Genomic DNA, 9,802 nt, shown 5'->3' with positions numbered 1-9,802 from the left:
CCGCACTCGGATTCCGAAACCTCAACCACTACATCACCCGAGCACTCCTCGAAACCGGAGGATTCAGACCCCAACTACACCCTCAATTATGAAGAGCCACATTAGTCATACAAATTGTGGGTACGCAGTGTGCGTACCCACAATTTGTATTCATGCAGTGAGGGGTGGTGCGGATCAAGCGCACCGCCCCTCACCTGTTGAAAATGTCAGCCCTTGGCGACGGCGTTATTCGCGCCCGAGTCGCTGCCAACCTGAGGAGCGTTTCCGTCCTCGTACTGGACGGTGTTATTGGAGCCGGTGAAGGAGACCTTGCTGGCGGACTTCACCTCGACGGCATTCGCGGAGCCGTTGATCGTGATCTCGGAGACGGCCTCGCCCTCGATGTGGTTGTTCGAGCCGTTGATGACGACGGTCTTCGTGCCCGCGGGGATCTCGACGTGCGCGTTGGACTCATCGATCGTGAAGGTACCGGAAGCGTCGGACTTCTCCGCAGAGCCGGACTTGTCGGAGTGGTCGTGGCCGGAATGGTCCGTGCCCTCGGAGGAAGAGGAGGTGGGGGCGGAGGAGTCGCCGCCGGACACGTTGGTGGTCATGGAGCAGCCCGCGAGAGCCAGGGTGGCGACGGCGACGGCGGCCGCGGTGGGAAGGAGGGACTTCAGGGACATGGTGTCTCCCTTTCGTTGATCGGTCGTAGATAAGCGCTAGTCAGGGTACTAGAACGCGGGGATGAAGATCTCGACGCGGCGGTTGAGTGCGCGACCCGAGGGGTTGTCCGAACCGTCGGCGTTCTCGTTGGGGGCCACCGGCTTCGACTCGCCGTAGCCGGTCGCGTCCAGGGTGGAGCTCACGCCGTCCTTCTTCAGCTCGGCCATCACGGCATCCGCGCGCTCCTGGGAGAGCTGCAGGTTGAAGGCCTCGTCCGAGATGGAGTCGGTGTGTCCGTAGATGTGGGCAGCGGGAACCTTGTTGCTGGAGAGCACGGTCGCGAGGGACTTGATGGTCTGGGCGGCCTCGGGGCGGATGTCGGACTTGCCGAAGTCGAAGAGGACGCCGTCCTCCAGGGTGATGACGGTGCCGCAGGATTCCACGGGCTTGAGGTTGGCGACGGGCGGGAACTTGCCGAGCTTGCCGATCTTCTCGACCTTCGGCGCATCCTTGACGTCCTTGCCGTTGACGGTCGCGGTGCCGTCGCCGTTGTTCATAATCGTCAGCTTCTCGTCCGTGTAGCTGCCGGTGCCGTCACCGTTGTTGATGATCGTGGCGGTTCCCTTGGAGTAGACGCCGGAGCCGTCGGCCTCGATGGTGATCGTCTCCATCTCCGTGTTGATGGAGTAGTTGCCGCCACCGTGGCCGTCCAGGCTGATGTTCGTGGTGGGGGTGGAGTAGGTGCCGGAGCCGTCCGCGCTCACAACGAGGGACACCATCGTCTCGGCGTTGGAGTAGGTGCCAGAACCGTCGCCGCCGTAGATGATCGAAATTGGCCCCTCGGTGATGGTGCCACCGCCCTGGCCGTCGTTGACGACGGTGCCATTGTCGGAGGAGGAGACTGCCGAGCCGTCACCGCCGAAGACTGTCGTACCGGACACGAGGGAGGTGCCGTCGCACTTGGCGGGCGACACAGTGATGCCGGGGACCGTGTTGAGGGTCTTGGATGCGGAATCGACGATGGCCTTGTCAGCGTTGGAGGCGAAGACGTCGATGGAGGGGACGGCGAACAGGGGGATCGGGGGGATTTCGCCGGGGCGGTATCCGGGGACGGTCGGAACGGACGAGGCCGTGGCCGACTGGGTGGCCGCCGGTGTCGTCGGGTCCGCGGCGGGGGACGTGTCGGTTGCCTGGGGCTTCGAGGAGCCGCAGGCGCCGAGGGCGAGAGCGGTCGCAGCGATGAGAGTGGAGGCTGCCAAGGTACGTCGTGTGATGTTCATGTTCTTAACCGTACGGGAAATAGAATCACGCGCACACTGTTCCGGTAATTATGTAAAACCGCGGAATATCAAGGCTGTCAGGGGAAAATGACGTGCCGGTCAGGGGATAATCAGGGTATGTCCGGGGTGTTTGTTCGAACAAGGCTTCGATGCCTCGGGTGGGGGTGGTGGGGGGACTGTCCAAGCTGTGGCGTGATCAACGCCACGGGGTGTAGGAGGTGGCCCCTACCTGTGGGAGAATGGAGACATGAGCTACAAACTGGTGCTGCTCCGCCACGGCGAGAGCGAATGGAATGCAAAGAACCTCTTCACCGGTTGGGTGGATGTTCCGCTGTCGGACAAGGGCCGCGCGGAGGCTACCCACGGTGGCGAGCTCCTCAAGGAAGCGGGCGTGAAGCCTGACCTCCTGTTCACGTCGATGCTGCGTCGCGCCATCATGACCGCGAACCTCGCCCTCGACGCTGCTGATCGCCACTGGATCCCCGTTGAGCGCAACTGGCGCCTCAACGAGCGTCACTACGGTGCGCTCCAGGGCAAGAACAAGAAGGAAATCCGCGACGAGTACGGCGAGGATCAGTTCATGCTGTGGCGCCGTTCCTTCGACGTGGCCCCGCCCGCCATCGAGGCCGGCTCCGAGTATTCGCAGGATCAGGATCCCCGCTACGCCGGTGAGCCCGTCCCCATGAGCGAGTGCCTCAAGGACGTCATCGCGCGTCTGCTGCCCTACTGGGATGAGACCATCGTTCCCGCGATCAAGACCGGCAAGACCGTCATGATTGCCGCGCACGGCAACTCGCTGCGCGCCATCGTCAAGCACCTGGATGAGATCTCCGACGAGGACATCGCCGGCGTCAACATCCCCACCGGTATTCCGCTGGTGTACGAGCTCGACGAGGAGACCCTTAAGCCCATTAAGAAGGGCGGCACCTACCTGGATCCCGAGGCCGAGGCGAAGATCGCCGCGGTTGCCAACCAGGGCAAGTGATCTGACGCGTTGCCCCGGCCTCGTCTGCATGGGCGAGGCCGGGGCTTCGTTATGCCCAGAATCCTGCGCGTTTTTGGGTGTGATGACCGTCCTTATGGTGCACGTTTGACCGTGAGCAGGGTCGCATGCTGGGACGAATTGCGGTCGTGCTTGAAGTTGGTTTGTGTCGATCCTTGTATGCGTGTAACGTTGAGCTTTCACACTGTACGGGTCGGTTTTGCTCGCCAGCTGGTAGAATAGTTGTGCTATCCACGCAAGCACTCAGGAGTCCATCCATGTCGTTTGAAATCGGTCAGACGGTCGTCTACCCGCACCACGGCGCAGCCACGATCGAAGAGGTCATGACGCGCACCATTCGTGGTGAGGAGCGGACGTACCTGAAGCTGCGCGTGAACCAGGGCGACCTCGAGATTCAGGTCCCCGCCGAAAACGTCGACATGGTCGGCGTGCGCGACATCGTTGACGAGGACGGCCTTGAAGAGGTCCTCTCCGTTCTGCGCGCCCCCTATATCGAGGAGCCCACCAACTGGTCGCGTCGCTTCAAGGCGAACCAGGAGAAGATCGCCACCGGCGACATCGTCAAGGTCGCCGAGGTCGTGCGTGACCTGACCCGCCGCGACGATCTGAAGAAGCTGTCCACGGGTGAGAAGCGCATGCTGACGAAGGCCCGCGGAATCCTCACCTCCGAGCTGGCCCTGGCGCGCAACATCGAAAAGTCCGCCGCCGCCGAGCGCCTCGACGCCGTCCTGGCTGAGGGTCGCATCGAGATCGAAGAAGATGCCGTCGAAGAGTGAGTCCTGCGCGGTCCTGACGGCCGCAGGCTCCGGTTCTCGCCTTGGCTGCGAGTGTCCGAAGGCCCTCGTTGAACTCTCGGGTCGCCCCCTCGTGTGGTGGGCGGCCCGCGGCCTACGCGCCGGGGGAGTGGGGGCGATCGTCGTGACGGCCCCGGCCTCGTCCATCGAGGATTTTCAGCGCGCCCTGACCGATATCGACCGCCTGACCGTCGTCGCCGGCTCTGATCGTTCGCGCCAGGAGTCGGTGGCCCTTGGCCTGGCCGCCCTCGGCGAGCGCGACGCAGACGCGGTCGTCCTCGTGCACGACGCGGCGCGGCCCCTGACGCCCTCGCAGGTCACCGAGCGCGTCATCGACGCGGTCGCCGGCGGCGCGGGCGCGGTCATTCCCGTCCTGCCCGTCACCGACACCCTCAAGACCGTGGATGCCGCCGGCATCGTGACGGGCACGCCCCGTCGCTCCGACATGGTGGCCGTGCAGACCCCGCAGGGCTTCCGGTGGGATGTCCTTATGCGCGCGCACGAGGCGGGTGCCTCCCTGGGTGCGGACGAGGCGGCTGCGGCCACCGACGACGCCGGTCTCGTCGAGGCCATTGGGGGTTCCGTCCAGACCGTCGCGGGTGACGAGCGCTCCATGAAGGTCACGCGCCCCCTCGACCTGGCCCTTGTGCAGATCCTCGCAGCCGAGTAAACGAGCGCCTAGAATCCTGAGCTGGTTACGTTCCGGCAGAAGGTCCGTTGCTCGCGCCTTAGTGCGGCCAGGGCGGCGACATGCATCAGCGAGCCGTCAGGAGCGAACGCACGAGCTGCGCGCCCTCCAGCCGACCGAGCTTCGCGCGTTCCTCCGGCTTGTCGACGAAGTAGTCGATGAGGCGCCGCAGCAGAACGAAGCGCATGGGGGATCCCGTCATATCAAAGACCAGGTTGTCCTCTAGGCCGTCCACGGAGACATGCATATGCATGCACGGGAAGAAGGCATAATCCTCCACGGTGAAACCTTCAATGCGGGGGTGCATGTCCCACGGGATAGGCGTCGGGGAGCTGTCTGTGAGCGGGTGAATCTCCATATGATCGGGTGAGAACACGATGAATGGGCCGCGGTGAATACAAGAGGGGCGCCACGGATTGATGACGCACAGCATGAAAGAAATTGCTGATAGGAGGAATCCGCAGAAAATATGAATGATCGCGTGCACGATCGGGACCTGAAATGCTAGCTCGACGATGAGGGAGATCGGTCCGGCGGTGATTCCGAAAGCGTAGGAGTAGCGACGCACACGAACCTGAATAAGGGATGGATAGAGTGCCATTCCTCGTGGCTCCGCGTGCACGACCGGCCCCCTGCGTCGGCGAATGGACTCCGCAATGCCGATCACGAGGGATGCTGGGCCTATCAGGAGGCAATAGATAAACAACAAGACGAGCAAGCTGGGCGGCAGAATCCCGCCTAAGAAATACAAGAAGATCACCGCGACGGGACAAGCGGCTGCGATGAAATACCAGGTGAGGGGCTCCATTTGGCGCCCGCCGGCAACGGGAACGCTCAACATCGGGCTTTGCTCCATCGTCTTCTCCTTCCAGGGTGACATACCAGCATATGACATGCGGTCAGGTCGCGCTGGTGGTTCCCCGGCCTCGTCCTTGGGGTGGCCCGAGGAGTAAGTGAGCTACGAAACGTGGTAGTTTCACCCTGGGCGCACACGCGCCTCCGAGCACTCCCCATCGAAGGAGCCCGATCCCATGAGCACAACGCCCACCACCCCACATCGCGTCATCACACGCAAAGTCGTCGACTGGGCGGCCTGGGACTGGGGCAGTGCCGCCTTCAACGCGGTCGCCACGACCTTCGTGTTCACGACCTACCTGACCAGCGACGGTGTCTTTACTGACTCGGGCACGGCCTCGACGTGGCTCAGCAACGGCATGACGATTGCGGGCCTGTTCATCGCCCTGCTCGCCCCCATTACCGGCCAGCGCGCCGACCGACGAGGCCGGGGCGGAGTCTGGCTCGGATGGTTCACGGGCGCGGTCGTCGTCTGCATGCTCGCCATGTACTTCGTGCACCCCGAGTCGGTCCTCGGGCCCCAGGGTGCCCTCATGCTGGGTATTGCCCTGCTCGGCCTGGGTAACGTGTTCTTCGAGTTCGCCTCGGTGAACTACAACGCGATGCTCAACCACCTCGGCGAGAAGGAAGACCGCGGCAAGATCTCCGGCTTCGGCTGGGCGGCCGGCTACATCGGCGGCATCGTCCTGCTGCTCATCCTCTACGTCGGCCTCATTGGCGTGAACCTGCTGGGCGTGCCTACCGACGCGCACCTGAACATCCGCATCTCCATGGTGATCGCCGCCCTGTGGTTCGGCGGCTTCGCGATTCCCGTGATCGTGAACCCGCCGCTGCCCAAGAAGGTCCAGACCGGCGGCGACGGCGAGTCGATCATCGACTCCTACAAGCTCCTGTGGCGCACCGTGCGCACCCTCAAGAACGAGGCCCCGCACACCCTCTTCTTCCTCATTGCCTCCGCCGTATTCCGCGACGGCCTCGCCGGCGTCTTCACCTTCGGCGCCGTCCTGGCCAAGACTGCCTTCGGCTTCACCGCCAGCCAGGTCATGATCTTCGCGATCGCCGCGAACATCGTCGCCGGCCTCGCGACCGTCGCCTTCGGGTGGGTCGACGACAAGATCGGCCCGAAGAAGGTCATCATCCTGTCCCTGTGCGCGATGGTCGTCGCCGGCTTCGGCGTCTTCTTCCTGCACGCCCGCGGCCCCGTCGTGTTCTGGACTCTTGGCCTGGTCCTGTGCGTCTTCGTCGGCCCCACCCAGTCCGCGTCGCGTTCCTTCCTGTCGCGCATCATCCCCGCCGGCCGCGAGGGTGAGGTCTTCGGCCTCTACGCGACGACCGGCCGCGCTGTGTCCTTCATGGCTCCCGCGATGTACAGTCTCTTCCTCATGCTCGGCAAGCGCATGACCCCCGCCGGCGAGGACTACACCTACTGGGGCATCCTTGGCATCATGCTGATCCTCGGCGTCGGCCTGGCCCTCACGATCCCGGTGAAGGCGGACCGCGCGACCCTGGCACACATGGAGGAGTGAGCGGCTCGCCTTTTACGGCACGTCCCCGACGCAACCGAGTGATCCTCGGGCGTCGGGGACGTTCTTTTTCCTGTCCTCTTAGTCGCGGTCGGGCGTGAAGGCAACCAGGCCGTCTTTCGTGACGCCCACGAGGAGATCGTCGAAGACCCACGTGAGGTTGGTGGCCTCGTCGAGTTGCTCCGACCTGTTCGTCACGTTGTCCGCCATCGCAAACACGAACGCGGGAGTGCCGGCGGGACCCGCGCCCCGAAGGTAGAGGACGCTGCCGTCAGCGCTGGAGCGCATCGCGACAGACGAGAAGAAGTTGGGCTGGCTGCTCTCCTTCAGGAACGCCCCGTCAGGGTGCATGCTGAGGGACTCGCCGGTGGACGTGGAGACCTCAAGTGACGGTGGCGAGTGATCGGTGGCTCCCTCGGCGCTGACGAAGCTCGTCGTCCAGGGCGTGGTCTCCTTCATGTAGAAAGATCTGAGCTGCTCGAGTGTCGGCAATGAGCTGTCGCTCGTGGGACGGACCCACTGGATTGTTATCTTGTACGTGTCGACGACGGTGCCGCTCGGATCGTAGGCGGTCACTGTGTTGCCGTCTCTCAGCACGGCCACGCCGTCGCTCGCAAGCGTGACCTGAGGCTTGATCTCCTCGTCCTTCGATGGGGGCGTGCCGAGGGTCCGTAGCTCCCCGGTGCGCGGATCGATGAGCTGCGGGGCAGCGTGCGACACGTCGACGGGCACGAGTATCGAGGTGTTCTCCCCGCTGCCAGTGAGCGCGTCCGTCGGGTGTGTGATGGGGGAGAGGAACGTTAATCCGGTGCGGTTTTGAGGCGAGGTCCTCGCGCTCCATCGTTGGGTCCACGTGCCCGCCTCGTTCGTCCAGCCGCTGCAGGTCGCAACGGTGTCGCACGTGACCAGGACACCCTGGGCGACTCCCATGGGCAGCTCGTTGCCCCAGGGGGCCAGGGATTGTTCGCCGGTCGTCTTATCGACGAGGAGTGGGCCGATGATGAGGTACGTGTCGGTGGAGAGAAACTCAGGGAACGCGTAGGCGCGCAGACGCGGTGGGCGTGGCCCGGTGGACGTCCACAGGGCGCTCGGCTCGGTGCCCAACACGTCGTAGGCTGAGATCGTCGTGACGGCATTCGAGTTCGGGCCGTAGGACACCGCGTAGAGGGTGGGGCCCTCTGCGAACAGCTGTGGCGCAAGGGCCGCGGCTGCAGCATCGAAGGGCTGCGTCCATGCGACGGCAACTCCCGAGGCCCACTCCGGGGAGATGGTGCGCGTGTCCTTCGCTGTACCGTGGTAGCCCGTCAGAGAGGAACTCCCCCAGTTCACGTCTGCGCTCGGCCAGGTGTGCTGTGTGACGTGCTGGTCGCACATGTTCAGGATAAAAGCCAGTATGAAGGCCACCCAGGTGAGGAGAAATATGCGCAGCCACAGGAGGCCCTTCCGCTTGCGAGGCGCGCGAGACGCGTTCGGATCTGGACTCATCAGATAGTTATCGCTCACGATTCCTTCCTTCCCCTTCAAGCGCTGCCGTCATGACGAGTGAGGCGTGAACGCCACGATGGTGTCGTCGACGACGCCGACGAGGAGGTCATCGAACACCCAGGTGAGGTCCTTGGCCGCGTTGAGTTCCTCGGAGACGTATGAGCTTCCGTTCCTCGTATCGACGAAGACGTCCTCGTTGTTCCGCTGTAGCGTGTTGAACTGGGCGAACACCACGTCGGCTCCGGGGCTGACGCGGATGTCTGAGGATGAGTACGCCACGTACGTATGGTTCAGGTTGTTGTCGCCCGGGCATACCGCGCGGCTGGGGCTACCGTCCGTCGGGGTGACCGTGAGGAAGGGGCATTGCTCTCCCTTTGCGCCGTTCACCGTTTTCACGGTCGCTGTTGCCCACGTTGGAGCTGAGCCAGAGAAAAACTCCTGAATATCGGCGATGGAGGGGAGGGTCCCGTCGTCCGTCGTCATGCGCCCGCCAGTTGAGGCAGGCTGTACTCCCACGAGGAATCCGCCCGCGTCGAAGGTGAGGGCTGTGTAGTCGTCGTAGGCGACGACTCCGTCGCGCGCGAGGAGCACACCACGAGGGTTGTTCGTGTCATAGGAGGTGGGATCCTCGAGGTCTGTCACCACTCCTGTGCGCGGATCGATGAGCTGGGCCGGATGCTCGCTCGTCTTGATCGGCAGGAGTACGCTCGTCGTCTCATTGTCTGTGATGACCCTGCTGGTGGGATGGGTGATCCTGTCCGAGCTCAGATTGTCGAAGGCCTGCGTTGCTGTCCAGGAGCTCCACTGTTGCATCCATCCGGAGGAGTCCCGTGCCCAGCCCTTGCATGTCCATATCCCGTCGCAGGTCACGACAATGCCGTCAGCGAAGGCAACCGGCTTCGCGTTCTCCCAGGGGGTGTGGGACAGCCGCCCGGTTGCTTTGTGAATGATGATGGAGTTGAACACGATGTCCGTGTCGGTGACGACGAATGCGGACGTGTCGATGTACGGGGGCTTCTGTTTCTTCTCATCCCACAGCAGGCGAGGCTCGGCGCCGGACAGATCGTACGCCTGCGCGGTCAAGGCCTTCGAGGATCCCAGAATGGACTGGAAGGTGACGTAGAGCGTGCTTCCTTCGGCGTAGAGGAAGACGGTAGCGTTCTTATCCTCAGCGTTGAGGGGGAGTCGCCACGCCGTCTCAATGCCCGAAGCCCAGTTGGGAGACAGGAGATGCGTGTTGGTCGCGTGCCCGCTGTAGCCCGAGGTCGGGGCACTTGCGTCGTATGTTCGCGCCGTTCGCTGCAACGATGGGGCAGTGGAGCCGGAGGGCCAGATCCATCTGCCGACGAGAACGATCAGGACAATGACGGCGAGGGTGGTCACGATGCGCGGCAGCGAGAACAGTGTGCTCTCACGAGGAGGCTGCTTGGTGGGCGCGTGACGCTCCATCCCGGTGCCCTGCTCGCGCGAGGGTGTGTTCGTGCCCGAATGATCGCCATTGCTCATGAGTAGTTTCTATCACACCCGGG

At 63.7% G+C, this 9,802-nt stretch carries 9 protein-coding genes; 4 read left to right on the top strand and 5 right to left on the bottom strand.

Features of this window, described 5'->3' with window-relative positions; genetic code table 11:
• Positions 1-206 precede the first annotated feature (206 nt).
• Both CYJ22_RS02170 and CYJ22_RS02165 read right to left on the bottom strand, forming a co-directional pair.
• The gene (locus CYJ22_RS02170) at positions 207-665 is read right to left on the bottom strand and encodes a DUF3060 domain-containing protein (protein ID WP_101600739.1); all 459 of its coding nucleotides are present in this window, start codon (positions 663-665) and stop codon (positions 207-209) included.
• Positions 666-713: 48 nt separating this feature from the next.
• Positions 714-1,925 carry an OmpA family protein gene (locus CYJ22_RS02165; protein WP_101600736.1) on the bottom strand — a complete coding sequence of 404 codons (1,212 nt, stop codon included), beginning with the start codon at positions 1,923-1,925 and terminating at the stop codon, positions 714-716.
• A 247-nt stretch (positions 1,926-2,172) separates the two neighbouring features.
• On the opposite strand from CYJ22_RS02165, the gene CYJ22_RS02160 reads away from it, so the two are divergent.
• The 3 genes from CYJ22_RS02160 (at position 2,173) to ispD (ending at position 4,392) form a co-directional block, all read left to right on the top strand.
• Entirely contained in the window at positions 2,173-2,910 is a 738-nt protein-coding gene (locus CYJ22_RS02160; RefSeq protein WP_034497170.1) for a phosphoglyceromutase, read from the top strand.
• A 275-nt stretch (positions 2,911-3,185) separates the two neighbouring features.
• Positions 3,186-3,704 carry a CarD family transcriptional regulator gene (locus CYJ22_RS02155; protein WP_007590187.1) on the top strand — a complete coding sequence of 173 codons (519 nt, stop codon included), beginning with the start codon at positions 3,186-3,188 and terminating at the stop codon, positions 3,702-3,704.
• On the top strand, positions 3,688-4,392 hold the full coding sequence (gene ispD / locus CYJ22_RS02150; protein ID WP_007590160.1) for a 2-C-methyl-D-erythritol 4-phosphate cytidylyltransferase: 705 nt from the start codon (positions 3,688-3,690) through the stop codon (positions 4,390-4,392). The genes CYJ22_RS02155 and ispD overlap by 17 nt, the downstream gene beginning before the upstream one ends.
• An 85-nt stretch (positions 4,393-4,477) precedes the next feature.
• Here the strand turns inward: ispD and CYJ22_RS02145 are convergent, their stop codons facing one another.
• On the bottom strand, positions 4,478-5,266 hold the full coding sequence (locus tag CYJ22_RS02145) for a hypothetical protein (RefSeq protein WP_101600734.1): 789 nt from the start codon (positions 5,264-5,266) through the stop codon (positions 4,478-4,480).
• A 175-nt stretch (positions 5,267-5,441) separates the two neighbouring features.
• Between CYJ22_RS02145 and CYJ22_RS02140 the strand changes: the two genes are divergently transcribed.
• Entirely contained in the window at positions 5,442-6,791 is a 1,350-nt protein-coding gene (locus CYJ22_RS02140; protein WP_101600732.1) for an MFS transporter, read from the top strand.
• Between the two features lie 78 nt (positions 6,792-6,869).
• Here CYJ22_RS02140 and CYJ22_RS02135 read toward each other — a convergent pair whose 3' ends face one another.
• Together CYJ22_RS02135 and CYJ22_RS02130 are read right to left on the bottom strand one after the other, a co-directional pair.
• Positions 6,870-8,291 carry a hypothetical protein gene (locus CYJ22_RS02135; RefSeq protein ID WP_243390436.1) on the bottom strand — a complete coding sequence of 474 codons (1,422 nt, stop codon included), beginning with the start codon at positions 8,289-8,291 and terminating at the stop codon, positions 6,870-6,872.
• 30 nt (positions 8,292-8,321) lie between these two features.
• On the bottom strand, positions 8,322-9,779 hold the full coding sequence (locus CYJ22_RS02130) for a hypothetical protein (RefSeq protein WP_101600726.1): 1,458 nt from the start codon (positions 9,777-9,779) through the stop codon (positions 8,322-8,324).
• Positions 9,780-9,802 lie beyond the last annotated feature (23 nt).

Source organism: Schaalia odontolytica, from assembly GCF_002847525.1.
Lineage (GTDB): Bacteria > Actinomycetota > Actinomycetes > Actinomycetales > Actinomycetaceae > Pauljensenia > Pauljensenia odontolytica_B.
The sequence above is the reverse complement of the archived record's forward strand: the minus strand, read 5'-3'. Positions and strand labels throughout refer to the sequence as shown.

Coding starts and splice junctions, on each gene's coding strand:
- CYJ22_RS02170 (WP_101600739.1), bottom strand. CDS start 665: ATGTCCCTGAAGTCCCTCCTTCCCACCGCGGCCGCCGTCGCCGTCGCC.
- CYJ22_RS02165 (WP_101600736.1), bottom strand. CDS start 1,925: ATGAACATCACACGACGTACCTTGGCAGCCTCCACTCTCATCGCTGCG.
- CYJ22_RS02160 (WP_034497170.1), top strand. CDS start 2,173: ATGAGCTACAAACTGGTGCTGCTCCGCCACGGCGAGAGCGAATGGAAT.
- CYJ22_RS02155 (WP_007590187.1), top strand. CDS start 3,186: ATGTCGTTTGAAATCGGTCAGACGGTCGTCTACCCGCACCACGGCGCA.
- ispD (WP_007590160.1), top strand. CDS start 3,688: ATGCCGTCGAAGAGTGAGTCCTGCGCGGTCCTGACGGCCGCAGGCTCC.
- CYJ22_RS02145 (WP_101600734.1), bottom strand. CDS start 5,266: ATGGAGCAAAGCCCGATGTTGAGCGTTCCCGTTGCCGGCGGGCGCCAA.
- CYJ22_RS02140 (WP_101600732.1), top strand. CDS start 5,442: ATGAGCACAACGCCCACCACCCCACATCGCGTCATCACACGCAAAGTC.
- CYJ22_RS02130 (WP_101600726.1), bottom strand. CDS start 9,779: ATGAGCAATGGCGATCATTCGGGCACGAACACACCCTCGCGCGAGCAG.